General features: G+C 63.8%; 21 protein-coding genes and 1 tRNA gene. 11 read left to right on the top strand and 11 right to left on the bottom strand.

The genetic code is table 11. The features are described from left to right. The first annotated feature begins 170 nt into the window (after positions 1-170). The 11 genes from G3572_RS01755 (at position 171) to G3572_RS01705 (ending at position 8,303) form a co-directional block, all read left to right on the top strand. Positions 171-473 carry a virulence factor gene (locus tag G3572_RS01755; RefSeq protein ID WP_164608952.1) on the top strand — a complete coding sequence of 101 codons (303 nt, stop codon included), beginning with the start codon at positions 171-173 and terminating at the stop codon, positions 471-473. A 31-nt stretch (positions 474-504) separates the two neighbouring features. Further along, a complete protein-coding gene (locus tag G3572_RS01750; RefSeq protein ID WP_164608951.1) occupies positions 505-1,425 on the top strand; it encodes a methylenetetrahydrofolate reductase in 921 nt (306 codons plus the stop codon). Between the two features lie 15 nt (positions 1,426-1,440). After that, on the top strand, positions 1,441-2,421 hold the full coding sequence (locus G3572_RS01745; protein ID WP_164608950.1) for a methyltetrahydrofolate cobalamin methyltransferase: 981 nt from the start codon (positions 1,441-1,443) through the stop codon (positions 2,419-2,421). A 278-nt stretch (positions 2,422-2,699) separates the two neighbouring features. Further along, a complete protein-coding gene (locus G3572_RS01740; protein WP_164608949.1) occupies positions 2,700-4,730 on the top strand; it encodes an ASKHA domain-containing protein in 2,031 nt (676 codons plus the stop codon). Between the two features lie 63 nt (positions 4,731-4,793). After that, a complete protein-coding gene (locus G3572_RS01735) occupies positions 4,794-5,333 on the top strand; it encodes a sigma-70 family RNA polymerase sigma factor (RefSeq protein WP_164608948.1) in 540 nt (179 codons plus the stop codon). After that, complete coding sequence (locus tag G3572_RS01730) at positions 5,330-5,977, top strand: anti-sigma factor (protein ID WP_164608947.1); 648 nt, start codon at positions 5,330-5,332, stop codon at positions 5,975-5,977. Before G3572_RS01735 ends, G3572_RS01730 begins: the two co-directional genes overlap by 4 nt. A gap of 132 nt (positions 5,978-6,109) precedes the next feature. Continuing rightward, on the top strand, positions 6,110-6,652 hold the full coding sequence (locus G3572_RS01725) for a fasciclin domain-containing protein (RefSeq protein ID WP_164608946.1): 543 nt from the start codon (positions 6,110-6,112) through the stop codon (positions 6,650-6,652). A 179-nt stretch (positions 6,653-6,831) separates the two neighbouring features. Further along, positions 6,832-7,377, top strand: a complete 546-nt coding sequence (locus G3572_RS01720; protein ID WP_164608945.1) for a flavodoxin family protein — start codon at positions 6,832-6,834, stop codon at positions 7,375-7,377. Positions 7,378-7,487: 110 nt separating this feature from the next. After that, a tRNA-Gly gene (locus tag G3572_RS01715) sits at positions 7,488-7,561 on the top strand. A 21-nt stretch (positions 7,562-7,582) separates the two neighbouring features. Then, positions 7,583-7,885 (top strand): hypothetical protein, encoded by a 303-nt coding sequence (locus G3572_RS01710; RefSeq protein WP_164608944.1) that lies wholly within the window; start codon positions 7,583-7,585, stop codon positions 7,883-7,885. Between the two features lie 64 nt (positions 7,886-7,949). Further along, positions 7,950-8,303 carry a RidA family protein gene (locus tag G3572_RS01705; RefSeq protein ID WP_164608943.1) on the top strand — a complete coding sequence of 118 codons (354 nt, stop codon included), beginning with the start codon at positions 7,950-7,952 and terminating at the stop codon, positions 8,301-8,303. Between the two features lie 60 nt (positions 8,304-8,363). Here the strand turns inward: G3572_RS01705 and pgi are convergent, their stop codons facing one another. From pgi to argS, 11 genes are all read right to left on the bottom strand, one after another. Then, entirely contained in the window at positions 8,364-9,965 is a 1,602-nt protein-coding gene (gene pgi / locus G3572_RS01700) for a glucose-6-phosphate isomerase (RefSeq protein WP_164608942.1), read from the bottom strand. Position 9,966: 1 nt separating this feature from the next. Beyond that, on the bottom strand, positions 9,967-10,638 hold the full coding sequence (gene pgl, locus G3572_RS01695; RefSeq protein WP_164609894.1) for a 6-phosphogluconolactonase: 672 nt from the start codon (positions 10,636-10,638) through the stop codon (positions 9,967-9,969). Beyond that, positions 10,638-12,089, bottom strand: coding sequence for a glucose-6-phosphate dehydrogenase (gene zwf, locus G3572_RS01690; protein ID WP_164608941.1), 1,452 nt, complete (start codon positions 12,087-12,089; stop codon positions 10,638-10,640). Before zwf ends, pgl begins: the two co-directional genes overlap by 1 nt. A 173-nt stretch (positions 12,090-12,262) precedes the next feature. Further along, on the bottom strand, positions 12,263-13,216 hold the full coding sequence (locus tag G3572_RS01685) for an MYG1 family protein (RefSeq protein ID WP_164608940.1): 954 nt from the start codon (positions 13,214-13,216) through the stop codon (positions 12,263-12,265). A 115-nt stretch (positions 13,217-13,331) separates the two neighbouring features. Beyond that, positions 13,332-13,916 carry an HNH endonuclease gene (locus G3572_RS01680; RefSeq protein WP_164609892.1) on the bottom strand — a complete coding sequence of 195 codons (585 nt, stop codon included), beginning with the start codon at positions 13,914-13,916 and terminating at the stop codon, positions 13,332-13,334. A gap of 177 nt (positions 13,917-14,093) precedes the next feature. Beyond that, positions 14,094-14,306 carry a hypothetical protein gene (locus G3572_RS01675; protein ID WP_164608939.1) on the bottom strand — a complete coding sequence of 71 codons (213 nt, stop codon included), beginning with the start codon at positions 14,304-14,306 and terminating at the stop codon, positions 14,094-14,096. A 1-nt stretch (position 14,307) separates the two neighbouring features. Beyond that, on the bottom strand, positions 14,308-14,949 hold the full coding sequence (gene scpB / locus G3572_RS01670; RefSeq protein ID WP_164608938.1) for an SMC-Scp complex subunit ScpB: 642 nt from the start codon (positions 14,947-14,949) through the stop codon (positions 14,308-14,310). Further along, on the bottom strand, positions 14,946-15,740 hold the full coding sequence (locus tag G3572_RS01665) for a segregation and condensation protein A (protein WP_205518422.1): 795 nt from the start codon (positions 15,738-15,740) through the stop codon (positions 14,946-14,948). The genes scpB and G3572_RS01665 overlap by 4 nt, the downstream gene beginning before the upstream one ends. Then, on the bottom strand, positions 15,733-16,737 hold the full coding sequence (locus G3572_RS01660; RefSeq protein WP_164608937.1) for a glycoside hydrolase family 3 protein: 1,005 nt from the start codon (positions 16,735-16,737) through the stop codon (positions 15,733-15,735). Before G3572_RS01660 ends, G3572_RS01665 begins: the two co-directional genes overlap by 8 nt. Further along, complete coding sequence (locus G3572_RS01655; protein ID WP_164608936.1) at positions 16,734-17,732, bottom strand: SPOR domain-containing protein; 999 nt, start codon at positions 17,730-17,732, stop codon at positions 16,734-16,736. Before G3572_RS01655 ends, G3572_RS01660 begins: the two co-directional genes overlap by 4 nt. Before the next feature lie 66 nt (positions 17,733-17,798). Further along, positions 17,799-19,541 carry an arginine--tRNA ligase gene (argS, locus tag G3572_RS01650; protein WP_164608935.1) on the bottom strand — a complete coding sequence of 581 codons (1,743 nt, stop codon included), beginning with the start codon at positions 19,539-19,541 and terminating at the stop codon, positions 17,799-17,801. Positions 19,542-19,593 lie beyond the last annotated feature (52 nt).

Genomic DNA, 19,593 nt, shown 5'->3' with positions numbered 1-19,593 from the left:
CCCGGGTCTGCCGTGGCCTGCGGCAAGGCCGGCGCTGTGGCGGCGATGCGCCAGTCAGCCCTGCCGCAATGGCTCGGGTCGCAGATGCACCGCGCCATGTCGAAAACGCACCCTCTTGTCGCAAACGGGCGACTAGAAGGGAAAGGAAGGTGGCGGAGGGGAATCGGCGCATGGCAGAGGTGACAGTGGTGTTTTGGCGCGACATCCCCGCACAGGTCATCGTGGGCAAGGGCCGCCGCGGCGCAAAGGTGCAACTGACCGAGCGTTTCGAGCAAGCCATCGACCGCTGCGCCATGAAGATCGGCGCCAAGGATGCCGATGCCTATCTGGCAGAATGGCGCAAAGCCCCGCCTTATGAGGCAGAGGGCGAGCAGGAAGACGTGGCGCGCCGGGAAGCGGCGCGGCTCGAAGCCGAATATGACACTGAACGTCTGAAAGCACTGATCGCGTCGGATGGCTGGGCCAAGGCCTGAGGCTCCGCGCATGACCCTGAGGGAGAGGTTGATGGCCCTGTTCAATTTCCGCAGCAAGTCCGCACAGACCCCGGCGACGCCGCAGGGGCAGCTTGAGGCGTTCCTGCAAGGCTATTCCATCGAGGTGATGCCGCGCACCGCCGAAAAAGTGGAAGATTTCCGCACTCTGCTGCCCGCCGGCACCCGCGTCTACATTGCCCATATCGACGGCACGCCGATCGAGGAAATGGTGACCACCGCGCGCCGTCTGGCCGACGAGGGCTTCACCGCGATGCCGCATTTTCCGGCCCGCATCATCAAGGATCGCGCCACGCTGACCGATTGGGTGGCACGCTACCGCGATGTCGGGGTGCGTCAGGGCTTGCTTCTGGCAGGGGGCGTGGCCGAGCCTGTGGGCGATTTCCACACCTCGATGCAACTGCTCGAGTCAGGGGCCTTCGACGGGTTTGAGCGGCTGCATGTTGCGGGCCATCCCGAAGGCAACAAGGACATCGACCCCGATGGCTCTGACCGTATGGTGATGGAGGCCGCGCGGTGGAAATCGGCCTTTGCCGAGCGCACCGATGCGCAGATGGCCATGGCGACCCAGTTCTGTTTCGACGCCGCGCCCGTAATCGCATGGGTGGACCGGCTGGCAGCCGAAGGCGTGAAACTGCCGGTGCATATCGGTGTCGCCGGTCCGGCTAAGTTGCAGACCCTGATCAAGTTCGCCATAGCCTGCGGTGTCGGCCCCTCGCTCAAGGTGCTGCAGAAACGCGCGATGGACGTGACAAAGCTGCTTTTGCCCTATGAACCCACCGATGTGCTGACCGCTCTGGCCGCGCACAAGGCTGCGCATCCCGATTTCGGCATCGAGCAGGTTCACTTCTTCCCGCTGGGTGGTATCAAGACCAATGCCCAATGGGTGACAGAACATGGCGGCGCCGCTGGTAAACCCGCCAAGGCCGCTTGAGATAAAGGTTTAAGAATGACCCGCACCGTCCTAGAATCCAAAACGAAAACTGTCATCATCGGCTTTGATGAGCCCTTCTGCGTGATCGGAGAGCGGATCAACCCGACCGGCCGCAAGAAACTCGCCGCCGAGCTGGAGGCGGGCAATTTCGAAACCGTCATCCGCGACGCGCTGGAGCAGGTCGCCTGCGGTGCCACGGTTCTGGATGTCAATTCGGGCGCGGTGTTCACCAACAAGATGGCGGAAGACCCCCGCTATGCCGACAACAACTTTGTCGAGCCGCCGCTGATGCGCGCCTTGATCGAGATTGTGCAACAGACCGTGGACGTGCCCCTGTGCATCGATTCTTCGGTTCCTGCCGCGTTGGAAGCAGGGCTTGCTGCCTGCGAGGGCCGCCCCCTGCTGAACTCGGTAACGGGCGAAGAGGACCGGCTCGAACTCGTGCTGCCGCTGGTCAAGAAATACAATGTGCCGGTGGTGGCGATCTCGAATGACGACACTGGCATCTCGCCCGATCCGGATGTCCGCTTTGCCGTCGCCAAGAAGATCGTCGAGCGTGCCGCCGATTTCGGTATCCCCGCGCATGACATCGTGGTCGACCCGCTGGTGATGCCCGTGGGGGCCATGAGCAGCGCCGGACAACAGGTCTTTGCCCTCGTTCGCCGCCTGCGTGAAGAGCTGGGCGTGAACACCACCTGCGGCGCATCAAACATTTCCTTTGGCCTGCCCCACCGCCACGGCATCAACGGGGCCTTCCTGCCGATGGCCATCGGCGCGGGCATGACCTCGGCCATCATGAACCCCGTCCGCCAGCAGGAAATGGAGGCCATCCGCGCCGCCAACTTCCTGATGGACCATGACGCAAATGGCGGAGAGTGGATCAGGTTCGCCAAGGTGCTGGAGGCCGTTGACGGCGGCATGACCTTTGCAGAGGCTTCGGCCGCTGCCAGCCAGGCGGCCGGGGGGCGTCGCGGTGGCCGTCGCGGACGCGCCTGATACCCTGATGGCCTCTGCGGGAAGGGCAGGCTTGCCCCGTGGCACCGATCATCAGGCATCCATCCGCAGTCTTTCCAAGGGCTTCGACGCAGCTCATGCGCCGGAGCCTTCTCTGCCCTGCAGTGCCGTGGTCGGGGAGCAACCCCGACCGCGAATGTCCCCTGTGCCAAACCTGCGCAGCGCCTCCGTCACCTTGATTTCCCGTATGAAAATCGGGCCCACCGGCCCATTGCCGCCGTGCCCAACGCTGCTACAACGCAGGCAGCAGGAGTATGCCCATGTCTGACGACGCCCTTGTCATCTTTACACCTTCGGGCAAGCGCGGGCACTTCCCGCTTGGCACCCCGGTCCTTTCGGCGGCCCGTCAACTGGGCGTTGACCTCGACTCTGTCTGCGGGGGGCGCGGAATCTGCTCGAAGTGCCAGATCAGCCCCGGCTACGGGGAGTTCCCCAAGCACGGCGTCACCGTGGCCGAGGATGCGCTGACCGAATGGAACGCGGTCGAGGAGCGGTACAAATCCAAAAGGGGCATGCTCGATGGTCGCCGTCTTGGCTGTCAGGCCAGGATCATGGGCGATGTGGTGATCGACGTTCCGCCCGAGAGTCAGGTCCACAAGCAGGTGATCCGCAAATCGGCCGCCGAACGCGTCATCGCGATGGACCCCGCCACCCGCCTTCTCTACGTCGAGGTGGCGGAGCCTGACATGCACGAACCGACCGGCGATTTCGAACGCCTTGCCATCGCTTTGCGCGACCAGTGGCAGGTCGAGGACGTGGCAGCCGATCTTGCGATCCTGCGGCGCTTGCAGCCGACGCTGCGCAAGGGTGAATGGAAAGTCACCGTTGCGCTGCACAAGGGCAATCACGACAGCCGGCCGCGCATCCTTGACCTCTGGCCCGGATTTCATGACGGCGCGATCCTGGGGCTTGCGGTTGATTTGGGGTCTACAACCATTGCAGCGCATCTGTGCGATCTGCGTGACGGGCGGGTGCTAGCCTCCGGCGGGGTGATGAACCCGCAGATCCGCTTTGGCGAGGACCTGATGAGCCGGGTTTCCTATGTCATGATGAACGCGGGCGGCGATGTGGAAATGACACGCGTCGTGCGAGAGGCACTCGATGGGCTTGCGCAGTCCATCGCGGCCGAGGCCGGGGCAGATCCCGCCAGCATCTATGAGACGGTGGTGGTCTGCAATCCGGTGATGCACCACCTTCTCTTGGGGATTGACCCGGTCGAACTGGGGCAAGCGCCCTTTGCCTTGGCCACATCAGGCAGCCTGTCGCTCGATGCGCGCGATCTTGACCTCAAATCGGTGAATCCGGCAGCGCGAGTCTATATGCTGCCCTGCATCGCGGGCCATGTCGGCGCAGACGCCGCCGCCGTCGCCCTGTCGGAACAGCCGGGCCAATCCGAAGAAATGGTGCTGATCGTCGATGTCGGCACCAATGCCGAAATCTTGCTGGGAAACAAGAGCCGGGTTCTGGCCTGTTCTTCCCCCACGGGGCCGGCATTCGAAGGCGCACAGATCAGTTCTGGCCAGCGCGCAGCGCCCGGTGCCATCGAGCGCGTGGAAATCGACCCCGTTACTAAAGAACCGCGCTTTCGCGTGATCGGCTCCGATCTCTGGTCGGATGATCCGGGCTTTGCCGCTGCGACCGAACGCCTTGGCATCACCGGCATTTGTGGCTCGGGCATCATCGAGGCCGTTGCCGAGATGCGGATGGCCGGACTTGTCGACCAGGGCGGTCTCATCGGCGGGCCGGATCAAACCGGCACGGCGCGCTGCATCGCCGAGGGACGCACGCACGCCTATGTGCTGCATGATGGCAGCGCCGATGGCGGGCCGCGCATTCTGGTGACCCAAGGCGACATCCGCGCCATCCAGCTGGCGAAATCCGCGCTTTATGCCGGTGCGCGGCTGCTGATGGACGAAATGGGCATCGACCATGTCGACAGGGTGACGCTTGCCGGAGCCTTTGGCGCGCATATCAGCCCCAAGCACGCGATGGTTCTGGGCATGATCCCCGACGCGCCGCTGGACAAGGTGACGAGCGCGGGCAACGCGGCAGGAACCGGTGCCCGTATCGCCCTGTGCAATGTGGGTGCGCGTGATCAGATCGAAGCGACGGTGCATCACATCCATAAGGTCGAAACCGCGATCGAGCCGCGCTTTCAGGAACATTTCGTCAATGCCAACGCGATCCCGCATGCGGTCGACGGTTTTCCCTCGCTGGCGGCGATTGTTACCTTGCCCCATTTGTCCTTCAACACCGCAGGCGGGCGGGAAGGACGGCGGCGGCGTGGCTAAACGCCTGATTTGGGGCTGGCATCGCCGCTCTGGCGTGATAGCGTCTGGCGTATGAATGCTGGCATGATCCAAACAGAAACCTGCCTTTTGCTGGAGCGTGTCGCCCGGCAGGACAGGGCTGCATTCCGTGACCTTTACCATCATGCCGGGCCGAAACTTATGGGCGTCCTGCTGCGTATCCTTGGCACAAGGTCGGAAGCGGAGGACGCGTTGCAAGAGGTTTTCACACGGGTCTGGTTGCGGGCCGGGCGGTTTGATCCGTCCCGCGGCGCAGGCATGACGTGGCTGGTTGCTCTTACGCGCAACCATGCGATCGACCGGTTGCGTGCGCGCAAACCCGAACAGAATGATGATGATGCCGCCGCTCTGATCGCCGACAGCGCCCCGCGGGCCGAAACCCGGCTGATCGCGCAAGGCGAGGCGCGGCGCGTTTCGGAATGCTTCGATACGCTGGAGCCTGCCCGGGCCGAGGCGGTGCGCGGGGCCTATCTGGATGGCCTGTCCTACGAGGCGCTCGCGACACGCCACGGCATTCCGCTCAACACCATGCGCACATGGCTCCGGCGGAGTCTGCTGAAGCTCAAGGAGTGTCTGGAGCAATGACAGACGCCCCGTTTTCCCCGCAGGATGATGACGACCTCTTGGCCGCAGAATATGTGCTGGGTGTGCTTGCCCTGCCCGAACGGCTGGCCGCAGAGGCACGCATAAAGACAGATGCCGCCTTTGCAGCCCGCGTTTCCGCTTGGATCGCGCATTTCGCGCCGTTGAACGAGGCTTATGCCAGCGTTCCGGTGCCGCCCGATTTGCTGCCGCGCATTGAATCGCGGCTCTTCCCCAAAGCGGCCGCGCTGCAACGCAGTTGGCGTCTGTGGCTGGCAGGCGCTGTAACGGCCTCGGTCGTGGGCTTGGGGGTCTTGCTGCTTATGCCGCAATCCGCGCCGGGCGTGGTGATTGCCAACCTTGGCACTGAAGGCTCGGCTCTGGTCTATGAGGCGCGTCACGATGGCACCCATCTGCGGGTGAGCCGCGTGACCGGCAACCCGGCGCCCGAGGGGCAAACGCATGAGCTTTGGGTCATTGCCCCCGGCGCGGCCCCGGTGTCTCTGGGCCTCTTGGGCAGCGATCCCCTTGACGTCGAATATCCGCGCCCGCCACAGGGCTGGGTGCTGGCTGTATCCGTCGAACCTGCAGGCGGCTCTCCCACCGGTGCGCCGACCGGACCGGTCATCCTGACCGCCGAGCTTTGATCCGGCCCTCCCCGTTCACCGAAGCGTGAGCGGGGAAAAAATCTTCTGATGTTCTGAAACTCGCGCTCACGGACGCTCGTAAACCAAAGCGAAGGCAGGATGATCCTGTCTCAGATTTTTGGGAGTTGTCTGATGAAACTGTTCCTTGCAGCCTCGATCCTTGCGCTGTCCACCGCCACCGCCTTTGCCGAAAACCCGATGGTCGGCGGCGCGCCGATGTTCGAGGACAAGAACATCGTCGAAAACGCGGTGAATTCGGCGGATCACACCACGCTTGTCGCCGCAGTGCAGGCCGCAGGTCTGGTCGAAACGCTGCAAAGCGCTGGCCCGTTCACCGTTTTCGCACCGACGAATGACGCCTTTGCCAAGCTGCCCGCAGGCACGGTCGAAACGCTGCTGCTGCCGGAAAACAAGGACCAGCTGACCAAGATCCTGACCTGCCACGTCGTGGCCGCCAATGCGCTGTCGGGCGACATCGTCAAGATGATCGGCGACGGCGGCGGCATGCACACCGTGAACACGGTTGGCGGCTGTGATTTCACCGTCATGCTGGAAGGCGATGCCGTCAAGATCAAGGATGGCATGGGCAACATCGCCACCGTCACCATCGCCGACGTGAAACAGTCGAATGGCGTGATCCATGTGATCGACACGGTGCTTCTGCCCGCAATGTAAAGCTGGCAGTCGAGGGGCGTCGTGTGTCACTCCGCCCGACGTTCCCGGAGCCCAGAGGTGTCTTGCGGCAGATGTAAACTGTCCCTCTTCTGTCGCAAGCGCCCATGTGGCCAACCCCCGGTGTCTTTGTGGCATCCGGGGGCTTTTCTTTTCTTCGCCCGCATGATCCCTTGCGCGCCATGATCGCCGAGCCAGACCGCCGTTTCCTGTTCCTGCTGTCCTCTGCCCGTAAGGGCGGCAACAGCGAGCAACTGGCTCGCCATGCCGCGCAGGCCCTGCCCTGCCCCTGCGACTGGCTTGACCTGACGCGCCTTGACCTGCCCGCGTTCATCGATCCGCGCCCGACCCTGCCCACGCGTCCAGAGGGCGATCTGGCCCGCATTGTCGACCGGATGCGCGCGGCCAGCGATCTTTGCATTGTGGCCCCGGTCTATTGGTACAGCCTGCCTGCACCAGCCAAGCTGCTGCTGGATCATTGGTCCGGCTTTCTGGACCTGCCCGATCTGGAGTTTCCGATCTGGATCAGGCAAAAGCGGTTGTGGTTGATCACGGTGCGGGCAGATCCGGACCCGACCGTGCCGGACCTTCCCGAAGCGATGCTACGGCGCTGCGCCGATTGGCTTGGCATGGCTTGGGGCGGCGCTCTGCACGGGGTCGCCGATGCCCCGGGCGAGATCGCGGCAGATGCGGCATGGCAGCGCGCCCACGGCTTTTTCGGCGACTGACACGGCAATCCGCCCGCCCCACAGGGCAGGCCCCGACGGCGAAGTCGCGCCGATGAACCGCGCATTGGTGCTTGACGGCGGCGCATGACTGGCTTACCTCGGAACGCGTCGCGGGTGTAGCTCAATGGTAGAGCCGCAGCTTCCCAAGCTGATGACGAGGGTTCGATTCCCTTCACCCGCTCCAATTCCTTTTCCCGGATCTGCCATGCGTTTTCTGCTCGCCGTTTGTTCCGCGACCCTGCTTGCCGCGGGCCCCAGCCTTGCGGCAGAGACGTTTGCCTTTGAAGGCCGCTGGAACTGTGAAGTGGCAGAGTTTACCTTTACGGCGGACAGCTACAACAACGGCTCGGAAGATATGCCCATCACCGACATCGCGGTTGATGGCAACGGTTTTGTCCTGTCATTTGACGACAGCTATCAGCTTTTTGTCTCCGTGAATCCCGACAGCACGCTCTACTGGTTCTCGCCCGTCTCGGGGGACAGTTTTACCTGTCAGCGGCTGGACTAGCCCCCTTCACTTTGTGCAGCCCCGCCGCTAGGCAGGCAGGGGATTTTCACAAGCGGAGCTTTCCATGAACGACGACATCACCCGCATCGGCACCGGCGCACGCATGAGCGAGGGCGTGTGCTATAACGGCATCATCTGGCTTGCGGGCCAAGTCGGCAACCCCGGTGCCTCGGTCGCGGACCAGACCCGCACCTGCCTTGCCGAGGTAGACCGGATTCTGGCAGAGGCCGGAACCGACAAGACCCGCATCCTGTCGGCCCAGATCTGGCTGGCCGACATGGCGGATTTCGCGGAGATGAACTCGGTCTGGGATGCTTGGGTGCCGCAAGGTCATACTCCGGCACGCGCGACGGGCGAGGCAAAGCTGGCAACACCCGATTACCGCGTCGAGGTCATCGTGACGGCCGCGCTGAAGTAACTGCGGGCCGTTTTTCAGGTCGGCACCGGGCCAGATCATGGCCCGGTGCACCCAGCTGCGTCAGCTCCGGAACCATGCCGCGAGTTGCGCGGTCGATCCGTCCTTGCCTTCGGTGCCTGCCTTGCCTTCCAGCACGGGTTGCAGCGCCAGCGCAAGTTCCTTGCCCAGTTCCACCCCCCACTGGTCATAGGAATTCAGGCCAAGGATCACGCCTTCGACAAACACCCGGTGTTCGTAAAGCGCGATGATCTGGCCAAGCACAAAGGGCGTTAGCTGGTCATAGGCCAGCGTGGTGCTGGGCCGGTTGCCCGGAAAGACGCGGTGGCGCGCCTGACGGTCCAGTTCCACCCCTGTCAGGCCCTTCTTGGCCATGATTTCCGTCGCCTGCGCCAAGGACCGTCCGCGCAGCAGCGCCTCGGACTGGGCAAGGCAGTTGGAGACCAGCAAAAGATGCTGATGCGCCAGATCCGGCTCATGCCCGCGCTTGGCCACCAGAAACTCGCAGGGAATCACCCGCGTCCCCTGATGGATTAGCTGGTAAAACGCGTGCTGGCCGTTGGTGCCCGGTTCGCCCCAGACCACAGGGCCGGAATGATAGGGCAGATCGCTGCCATCCATCGCCACGCGCTTGCCGTTCGATTCCATCTCAAGCTGTTGCAGATAGGCGGGCAGTCGGCTGAGGCGCTGGTCATAGGGCAGGACGGCCCGCGTCGCATAGCCGCAGAACTGGTTGTGCCAGATGCCCACCAGCGCCAGCAGAACGGGCAGATTCTCGGCAAAAGGTGCGCTGCAGAAATGCGCATCCATCGCCGCCCCGCCGCGCAGGAAATCGTCAAAGCGCTCCGGCCCGATTGCAAGCATCAGCGACAGGCCGATCGGTCCCCACATCGAATAACGCCCGCCCACCCAGTCCTCGAACCCGAAGACACGCTCCGCCGGAATCCCGAAAGCTGCGGTCTTTTCGGCAGAGGTCGAAACGGCGGCGAATTGCGCCGCTGGCTCCGCCACCTCACGCGCCATCCAGGCCCGCACGGTTTCGGCATTGGTCATGGTTTCGATGGTGGTAAAGGTCTTGGAGGCCACGATCACCAGCGTGGTCGCAGGGTTCAACCCGCGCAGGATGTCCGCCGCATGGGCCCCGTCGACATTCGAGACGAAATGGCAGCGCGGCCCGTCGTGAAACGGCGCCAAGGCCAACACCGCCATCGCGGGGCCAAGGTCAGACCCGCCGATGCCGATGTTCACCACATCGGTGATCTTGCCCCCCTGTCCGGCAAAGCGCCCGCTGAGCACGTCATCGGCAAAGGCACGCAGGCGCGCATGCGTCTCGCGCAGCGCCACGGTCACATCCTGCCCGTCGACCAGCAGAGGCTTGTCCATGTTGCGCAGCGCCGTATGCAGCACCGCCCGCCCTTCGGTTTCGTTGATCTTGACCCCTGCGAACATCGCATCTCGTTTCTCGGCCACGCCCGCCTTTTCAGCCAGATCCAGCAGCAAGGCCCGCCCCCGGGCGTCGATGTTGGTCTTGGCATAGTCAAGCATCATGCCGTCAACCGTCGCAGAGAAGTCTGCGGCACGGCCTCCTTCGGCGAAAAGATCAAGGATCGGACGACCCTCGACGGCAGCTTGATGGTCTTTGAGGGCGTCCCAGCTTTGGTTCATCTCATTCCGTCCAATGAACAGTTGCAACATCCAGCACCGCGCGGACCGGTGCCTCGGTGACGGACAGGCCTTGCGCCCGCTCCAGCGCCGCGCGCTTTTCCGCGCCGCGGATCAGAATATGCGTATGGAAAGCGGTTTTCAGCGCCTGTGCCGAAAGGGTAATGCGCGGCTCTCCGGCAGCTTCGGCCCGCAGCGCCATCAGCACAGGCGCATCCGGAGCCAAAGCCTCGGCCAGAAGATCGGCCCCCGGAAACAGGCTGGCGGTGTGCATATCCGCTCCCATTCCCAGCAGCAGCACCGAAATCGGAAGATGCGGCGCGATTCCTGCCGACAGGGTTTCCAGCATGTCCTCCGGCTGATCGGCAGGCGCATAAAGCGGCACCAGTTGCGACGCCGCTGCCGGTCCGCGCAGCAAACGCTCGCGCAGCAGCCGCGTGTTTGACCGCGGGCTGCTTTCGGGGACCCAGCGTTCATCATTCAGGAACACCGCCACATTGGCCCAGTCAAGATCGACCCCTGACAGCGTATCAAACACCGGCCCCGGCGTGGTGCCGCCCGGCACGCACAGCGATGCGCGACCATCGCGGCGCAAAAACCCGCCAAGTTCACTGGCAATCTGCTTGGCCAGTGCAAGATACATCATCTCTGCGTCAGGATAGGTTATGAAATCCATCATCGTATCTCCCGCCAGCGCCGTCCGTCACGGTGCATCAGCATCAACGCATCTTCCGGCCCCGAAGATCCCGCATCATATCCCTGCGGCTTGGTGCCCCGTGCCGTCCAGCCTTCGATGATCGGATCGGTCCAGGCCCATGCTGCCTCGACCTCATCACCGCGCATGAACAGCGTCTGGTTGCCACGGATCACATCCATGATCAGACGCTCATAGGCATCTGGAATATCCTCGGCCTGATCGCCCATGACCCCGGCAAAGGACATGTCCAGCGGCACCTGCATCAGCCGCATCCCCCCCGGTCCCGGTTCCTTGATCATCACCATCAGGTTCATGCCTTCGTCCGGCTGCAGGCGGATCACCAGCACATTCTCGCGCCAGCCCTTGGCATCGTCAAAGATCGAATGGGGCGGCTCGCGGAAGGTGATGGCAATTTCCGAGGCCCGCGCGCGCAACCGCTTGCCGGTGCGCAGGTAGAACGGCGTGCCCTTCCAGCGCCAGTTCGACACATGCACCTTCATCGCGATATAGCTTTCGGTGGTGCTGGCGGGGTCTTCGCAATGCTCCAGATACCCGCCCTGCCCGCCACCGGCAAGGTATTGGCCGCGCACGATATCTTGCTGCGGCACCGGGTCCAGCGCGCGGATGACCTTCAGCTTTTCATCGCGCACGGCATCCGGGTCGAAGTGATAGGGCGGCTCCATCGCGATGAGGCACAACAGCTGCATCATATGGTTCTGCACCATATCGCGCATCGCGCCCGACTTGTCGTAATAGGCCCCGCGCCCGTCAACACTCACGGTCTCGGCCACGGTGATCTGCACGTGGTCGACGTATTCGGCCTTCCAGAGCGGCTCGAACAGGATATTGGCGAAACGCACCGCCATCAGGTTCTGCACGGTTTCCTTGCCGAGGTAATGGTCGATCCGGTAGATCTGCGTCTCCTGGAAATGCTGTGCCAGCGTCGCGTTCAGGGCCTTGGCGGTTTTCAGGTCACGGCCAAAGGGTTTTTCCACCACGATCCGCGCCGTATCATCGGCCACCCCATGCGATTTGAGGCGCAGGGCGATATCTCCGAACAGGGACGGCGCGACCGAGAAATAGAAGGCGCGCACGACCCCGTCGCGCATCATGTCCTTGAGCGTGCTCCAGCCGCCATCGCCCTTGGCATCGATGGCCACATAATGCAGGCGCGTCAGGAAGTCCGCGATCATCGCGGCGTCGCGGCGGTCTTTCGGCACGAATTCGTCAATCGACTCGGCCACCAGTTTGCGGAAATCCTCATCGCTCAACTCGCCGCGCGCGGCCCCGATGATCCGGCTGTCGGGGGTCATCTGCCCTGCCACGAAACGCCGATACAGACCCGGAAGGATCTTGCGGCGGGCAAGGTCGCCCGTGCCCCCAAAAATCACAAGATCAAATGCATCGACCGGAATGACTCGCGAAACCATCTGGAAATCCTCGCTCCTGCGGGCGCCGTTAGCGCTAACGCAGCCCTTCTATCCAAGCAGACGACCAAAGTCTAGCATCGGGTGATGCCGGATCAAAACGCTTTGGATGTGCGTCTGCCGCACAATACCCCCCGCGCGGACCGTTTTTCTGCCCCCGCAATGCGCCTTCCGGCCTACACTGCAAGTTCTGCGCCCGCCACCTCGGCACCCACCGCCTCGGCAACGGCGGCCTGCGCCATTGCCAGGATCGCGGCGCGGCTCGAAGCCACGGCAATGAAGCGGCCATTGTGGCAAAAGCGCGCACCAGCCACACCCGAAGCCGCCTCCAGCGCGGCATCGGTCAAGCCCGCCCAATGGGCTGGCAGGTCGGCACGCTGCGTGAAACTGTCATCGGCGACGCGGATGCCGGTCAGCGCCCAATCGGTCTCACGCGGATGGATCACGAAAAGCAGATGCTCTGCCCCCACCTTCTCGATCGCCGCACGAAAGGGCATGCCCTGCGGCAGTTCAAGCACTCGCGACTGTCCGGCATCAGCGATCGCACGCAGCACCACGGCCTCAGCGCGCGCCTTGGCAGCCTTGCGTTGGATCGCCGCCTCGACAAAGGCACGCGCAACCGAAAGCGCTGCATGGAAGGCGCGGGTGTCGGCTTCAGGGTCGGGATCATCAAACACGGGCTTGAGCGATTCCAGCAGCATCGGCAGCGTCAGATCAGCCAAAAGCGGGCCAGCCGAGGCCGGACTTAATGCGCCATTGTCCATCAGGTCGACGGGCAGCACGAAATCGGCGTCAAAGGCTGCGTGAATCGGCGCGATATCCTGTTCCGGCAGGCCAAGAGCGCGCAGATACTCCATCCCGAAATGCCGCCAGATCAGCCCGAAGGAGCTGTAGGGCTGACCATCGTCACGCAGCGGTGCGTCACGCTGATGATGGTCGAATATCCCCGCCCCAGCGTCATAAGCACGTCCGACGTCGTAGATCAGACGGTCGGCAGCGGGGGTGATCCACGCAAGGTCGCGGCTGCGCACAAGGCTTGCGTCGGGGAAAAGCCGCGACAGCACAACGGTCGACAGAACCTCGTCCGCGTGAAAGCCCCCCGAATGGGTCACAAGCCATGAAACAGTCATCCCGCCGCCTTTCGCACCACAGGGGCAACCAACGGCCCCGCTTTGCCGTGGCGTCTAGCGCAAGACGCGCGCGAATGCATGCGCATATTCACGCCCGCGCGCAAACCAGAACCGGTCAGGCGTCGAGTTCGGCGTCCCAGTAAAGGAAATCCATCCAGCTGTCGTGCAGGTAATTGGGCGGAAAGCGCCGGCCATGGGCCTGCATCTCTTCGGCTGTGGGCGCGCGTGGCACGCGGTTCAGGTGCAGACCCGACTGGCGCAGCGTTTTGGAGCCCTTGCGCAGATTGCACGGGCTGCAGGCGGCGACCACATTTTCCCAGCTTGTCACCCCGCCCCGCGCACGCGGCACCACATGATCGAAGGTCAGATCGCCCTTTGCGCCACAATACTGGCAGCAGAACTCGTCCCGCAGAAAAAGATTAAAGCGCGTGAAGGCCACGCGCTTTTGGGGTTTAACGTAATCTTTGAGCACGACGACCGAGGGTATCCGGAACTCGGCCCTCTGGCTTCGGACCACGTGGTCATATTCGGCCACGATCTGCACCCGGTCCAGAAACGCCGCCTTGATCGCCTCTTGCCAGGGCCACAGGCTGAGCGGGTAATAGCTGAGCGGGCGATAGTCCGCATTCAGCACCAGCGCCGGATAATGCTTGAGCGACGCCGGGTCGCGCACAAACTGAGTTCTGAAATCGCCGTCCATCCGTAGAGTGACCCCACCCATCTCGGTTGCCCATCTGGCCACAGCGCAGGGAACCTGCCCTGATACACCGGACTATATCTGGCGGATCGCATCTGGCAAGCCCCCTAACCCATGTGGGGATGCTACGCGCGACCAGCAGCGCATGGATCGCACAACAAAGTGACAGGCAGGTGACGCTCAGCGGCCGATGCGCCGTGTAACCGCTGCCGCCTTGCGTGCGCGCTTGGCCGCCTCGCGCGCCTGATTGGCGTGATGCGGGTCGGCGGGTGGCACCGAAGCACCCGATTTGCCGCGATTGGAAATCATCTGGGTGCCTTTGTTGATGCCCCAGTTGACGCCCTTCCGCAGGAAAATGCGGGTCACCATATTGATGATCTGGTTCAGGTTCATCTCAATCCTCGAACAATTCGCTCTGGCCGGAAGTGGCCTCGTCCTCATCGTCATCAGGCTTTTGCATCGACCCCGGCAAGGGCCGGTTGTCGAGCAGGCCCGCTGCCCGCAATTCCTTGATCCCCGGCAGATCGCGTGCCGATTCCAGACCGAAGTGATCCAGAAAATGCTCGGTCACCACAAAGGTGACAGGGCGACCCGGTGTCATCCTGCGCCGGCCCAGCCTGATCCAATCCAGTTCCATCAACTGGTCCACCGTGCCGCGCGATACGGCCACACCCCGGATTTCTTCAATCTCGGCGCGGGTTACGGGTTGATGATAGGCGACAATCGCCAAGGTTTCTATGGCGGCGCGCGACAGTTTGCGGCTTTCCACCGTTTCCTTGCGCATCAGATGTCCCAGATCGGCAGCAGTGCGCATCGCCCATGCATCGCCCACCCGCACCAGATGCACGCCGCGCCCCTCATAGCGCTTGCGCAGATAGGCCAATGCTTCGGCCGGATCGCAGCCATGCGGCATGCGCGCGGCCAGTTCTGCAACCGTGACAGGCTCGGCACTGGCAAACAGGATCGCTTCCACCATCCGCTCCTGCTCGCCCATCGGCGGCGCGTCGAACAGGCTCTTTTCCATGGGCTCGCTCATTGCGCACCCCGGCGGATCTGGATCGGGGCAAACATCTCGCCCTGACGCACTTCGATCTGGCCGCGCTTGGCCATTTCAAGGATGGCGGCAAAATGGGCGGCCACCGAAGATCGGCGGCGCATCGGCGTGGCCTCCCATCCCTCGGGCAGGAACTGAGTCAGCTCCGACCATTCACCGACATAGCCGATCAGGCCGCGCATCCGCTCCAGCGCCTGCTCCATCGTGAACACATGGTCACGGTCCATCACAAAGGGGCGGAATTCGTCCTTGGTGCGGATACGCGCATAGGCACGCATCAGGTCCAGCAGCGACGCCTCATAGGTGACCGAGCGGTGGTGACTGATCGTCTCCGGCACGCCGCGCGCAAAAAAATCGCGGCCGAGCTGGTCGCGCGCCATCAGCCGCGCGGCGGCCTCGCGCATGGCCTGCAAGCGCTCCAGCTGATAGGCGAGGTGCGCGGCCAGATCCTCTGCGCTCGGGCCATCTTCCCCGGGCTCGGGCGGCAGCAAGAGGCGCGATTTGAGAAACGCCAGCCAAGCCGCCATCACCAGATAATCCGCCGCAAGCTCGATCCGCAGGCTTTGCGCCTTTTGCACGAAGCCAAGGTATTGCTCGGCCAGTTGCAGCACGGAAATCCGCCGCAAATCCACCTTCTGGGTGCGGCTCAGCGTAAGCAAAAGGTCAAGCGGTCCTTCGAACCCGTCGACATCGACGATCAGCGCCTCTGCGGCCATACGGTCCGCAGGCGCAAGGCGATCTTCGCCCCAATCGTCGGCAATCGGTTCAGGCATCGGCATCCCCGGACATCAGCCCACGAAATTCTGCTTCGAGGGCCTGAATGTCAACGGGGTCGGGGGCAGAGCGCATGGCAAGCGCCCGTTCGGCTCGCTGGCGCGTGGCCTCGCCCTGCTCACCGCAGGCGGCAGCAACAGCCTCCATCTCGGCCATATCGCCCTTGCAATGCAGCGCAAGATCACAGCCCGCAGCCACCGAGGCTGCCGTGCGCTCGGCCAAAGTGCCTCGCAGGGCCTGCATGTTCAGATCATCCGTCATCAGCAGACCTTCAAAGCCGATCTCTTCACGGATCACGCGGATCATCTCGGTGCTTTGGGTCGCGGGCCTGTCGTCATAGGCGGAAAAGACAATATGCGCGGTCATCGCCATCGGCAGATGGTTCAGCGCCTTGAAGGGCGCAAAATCTGTCGCCGCCAGTTCCGCGCGCGAGGCTGTGACGGTCGGCAAGTCATGATGCGTGTCTGCCGTCGCGCGCCCATGTCCCGGCAAATGCTTGACCACAGGCAGCACGCCGCCCGAAAGATGCCCCTCCGCCACCGCCAAAGCCATCGCCGCCACGGTGGCCGCATCGGTGCCGTAGCAGCGGTTCTTCAAAAACGGATGGGTGGCATCAGAGGCGACATCTGCGCAAGGCGCGCAATTGGCATCCACGCCCAGCCCGCGCAACTCGTGCGCGATGATCCGCGAGCGCACCCACATCGCGCGAGCCGGATCGCGGCTTTGCGCCACCGTGTCCAGAGGCGGCGCCCACTCGCGCCAATGCGGCGCACGCAGGCGCTGCACACGCCCGCCCTCCTGATCGATCAGCACCGGCGCATCGCGCCCCACCGCCGCGCGCAGATCGGCGGTCAGGCGGCGCACCTGCGCCGGAGTGTCGACATTGCGCGCAAAAAGGATAAAGCCGAACGGGTCGGCGTCGCGGAAAAACGCCGCCTCATCCGCGCCCAGAACCGGCCCCGCGCAGCCGAAAATCGCGGCAAGCCGGCCCGTCATCGATGCACGGCCGGAATGCAGGGCGCGTTTTCCGCCAGCAGCGCGGCGCAGAAGCGGCGCGAGTCATCCTCGCCCGCAAAGCCATGCGCCCGCAGGCGATAGAACGTGCGCCCACCCGATTGCGCCGATTGCACAACCAAGGATTTCCCTGTCATCAGATCGCCAAAACGGTCCCGCAGCCTGACCCATTCGGCGCGCGCGATCTCGGCGCTGTCGAAAGCGCCCAGTTGCACCAGACGGGTGCCAACCGCGAGGCTGGCCACATCCACCTCGGGGCCGATGGCCACCGCAACATTCACCGGCTCTGCCGCCGCCAAAGCCGCAGGCGTAGAAGCCAAGGCCGTTCCCGGCCGCGGCCGCGGGCGGATCACCGCCGCGCCCATGCCATCCGGTGCGGCCTCTGCCACGGGCTCTTCTGCCAAGGGCGCAAGTGGCGCGGCCCCGCCAAGCGCTTCGGCCAGCGCAAGGGCAACCGCATCTTCCGCGGCAGGCGCGGTCGCATCCGGGGCCGCCGCCAGATCCGAAAGAACGGCGGAAATGTCAGATACAGGCCCGTCCAGCCCCACAGGGTCCGACCCTGCCATGCCCGTTGCCGCGGACAGAGGGGCTGCTGCGGGCGCAGCTTCGGCCAGCGGATCAAGCGGCGCAAGGCCCGGCACGTCTTCCGCGCTCAGATCAATCGGCGCAGGGGCCAGCACGATTTCTTCGGGCAGGTCCCCCGCACCGCCCGCAGCCGCCACCACATTCACCGCCATGCCCTGATGGTCGGCAACCGACCCGCCGGGGTTTGACGGCGCAATCCGCATCGGACCTTCCGCAGCGCGGATGACAGGCACGCCCGTCACATCGCGCACCGCCAGCTTATACCCCCAGAACGCCATTCCGGCGATCAATGCCAGCGAGCAGGCCGCCCCCGCCAGATGAACCAGCCGCTGCGCCTGTCCGCCCGTGATACGAGGCGCCGCCTCGTAATCATCATAGTCGATATCCGCCATGCTCTGCCTCGATCGGACGGGTTTGCCCCGCCCTTTTTGCCTGCATCACCGGCGGGACACTGTTGGTCAGCGCATTTCCTCGGCCGGAGTTACCCCCAAGATACCAAGACCTGAGCAAATGACAACGCCCACGGCCCGCGCCAGCGCGATTTTCGCCTGCGATGTGGCGGTATCCTCCTGCAGGAAGCGCAAGGACACGTCGTCATTGCCCCGGTTCCACAACCCGTGCAGGTCCGAAGCCAGTTCATACAGGTAGAATGCCACGCGGTGCGGCTCGTTCCCGCGCGCGGCAATCTCCACAAGGCGCGGCCATTCGGCAATCTTCTTGGCCACCCCGATCTCGGCCGCGTGGTCCAGCCGCGTCAGATCGGCAGCGGCAAGCGCGGCGTCCGAAACATCCACGCCAGCCTCGCGCGCCTTGCGCAGGATGCTGTTCACCCGTGCATTGGCATATTGCACGTAGAACACCGGATTGTCCTTCGACTGCTCCAGCACCTTGTCAAAGTCGAAATCCAGCGCCACGTCATTCTTGCGCGTCAGCATGATGAAGCGGGTCACATCCGCGCCGGCCATTTCCACCACGTCGCGCAGGGTCACGAAGGTGCCGGCACGCTTGCTCATCTTGAACGGCTCGCCGTTCTTCCACAGCTTGACCAGCTGGATCAACTTGATGTCCAGCGGCACACGCCCGCCCGACAGCGCCGAAACCGCCGCCTTCATGCGCTTGACATAGCCCCCGTGATCGGCACCGAAAATGTCGATCAACTGGTCAAAGCCGCGCTGCACCTTGTCATAGTGATAGGCGATATCGGGCGCGAAATAGGTCCAGCCACCATCGGATTTCTGCACCGGGCGGTCCACGTCATCACCATGCGCGGTGCTGCGGAACAGCGTTTGCACGCGCGGCTCCCAGTCTTCGGGTTCCTTGCCCTTTGGAGGCTCCAGCACACCCTCGTAGATGAGGTCCATGCCCTTGAGCGTCTGGATCGCGGCCTCGATCTTGCCGGTGCCGTAAAGCGCCTTTTCGCTGGAATAGAGGTCCATCTGCACGCCCAGCGCCGCCAGATCCTCGCGGATGCGGTCCATCATCATCTGGGTGGCAAAGTCGCGCACGTCGGACAGCCAGACCTGCTCGCCCTTGTCGAGAAGGCTGTCGCCGTATTTTTCCTTAAGCGCCTCGCCCACCGGCACCAGATAATCACCGGGGTACAGCCCCTCGCGGATTTCCGGTTCCAGCCCATGCGCCTCGCGGTAGCGCTCATAGGCGCTGCGCGCCAGCACATCGACCTGCGCGCCGCCATCGTTGATGTAATATTCGCGCGTCACATCCCAGCCCGCAAAGGCCAGCAGATTGGCCAGCGCATCGCCCACAACCGCGCCGCGCACATGGCCCACATGCATCGGGCCGGTGGGGTTGGCTGAAACGAATTCGACATTGACCTTCAGGCCCTTGCCCAGATCGATCCGGCCGAAATCTGTGCCCTGCGTCAGCACGGCCTGCACGATGCCTTGCCAGACCATCGGAGCCAGCCGCAGGTTCAAAAAGCCCGGCCCTGCCACATCGGCTGCGGTGATACGAGGATCGGCGAGCAACTTCGCGGCCAGCACGTCGGCAATCGCGCGCGGCTGCATCTGCGCAGCCTTGGCCAACACCATCGCCGCATTGGTCGCCATATCCCCGTGTGCCGCATCGCGCGGCGGCTCTACCGCGACATTGGCGAAATCGAGACCGGCGGGCAACGCGCCCTCGGCCTGCATCTGGGTCAAGGCATCCAGCACGGTGGAGCGAATATCGGCGAAGAGGTGCATCTGATCAAATCCTGTCTTGCGCCCAAGGCCATGCCAGAGGGCGCAAGTCAGG

Origin of the sequence: Pseudotabrizicola algicola (genome assembly GCF_010915705.1) — a bacterium.
In the GTDB taxonomy this organism is placed as follows: domain Bacteria; phylum Pseudomonadota; class Alphaproteobacteria; order Rhodobacterales; family Rhodobacteraceae; genus Pseudotabrizicola; species Pseudotabrizicola algicola.
The sequence above is the reverse complement of the archived record's forward strand: the minus strand, read 5'-3'. Positions and strand labels throughout refer to the sequence as shown.